Below are 411 nucleotides of genomic sequence, written 5' to 3'. Positions count from 1 at the left end.
CCGCTCCACCAGTGCGGCGCTCTCCGGCATGGCCGGGGCGCGGTACTCCTGGTGCAGGCGGTCCTCGGTGGCGGGCAGCAGCAGCTCGGGGCGCCGGGTGAGGGCCTCGACGAGCAGGGCGGCACGGCCCGCGTTGGCGGCGGCGTCGACGTGCGGCACGGTGCGCGGGAGCAGTCCGCGCGCGGTCTCGGTGAGGACCGGCTTCGCGGGCACGAAAACCACCGGAACGATGGAATCGGCGGGCTCCATCCTGATCGCCCGGGCGGCGCCGCCCTCCATCCAGGACAGGGTGAAACCGCCGAGCAGACAGGCCGCGACATTGTCGGGGTGGCCCTCGATCTCGGTGGCCAGTTCGAGCAGCGCGGTGTCGTCGAGCTTGGCCTCGGCGCCGATGGTCACAGCGCGGGCGGC

General features: G+C 74.2%; 1 pseudogene. It reads right to left on the bottom strand.

From position 1 onward, the window contains the following. Positions 1 to 411: pseudogene (locus LPA54_RS40445) on the bottom strand (homoserine kinase); the annotation flags it as partial.

It is taken from the genome of Streptomyces sp. DH12 (genome assembly GCF_020873895.1).
Taxonomy (GTDB): Bacteria; Actinomycetota; Actinomycetes; order Streptomycetales; family Streptomycetaceae; genus Streptomyces.
The sequence above is the reverse complement of the archived record's forward strand: the minus strand, read 5'-3'. Positions and strand labels throughout refer to the sequence as shown.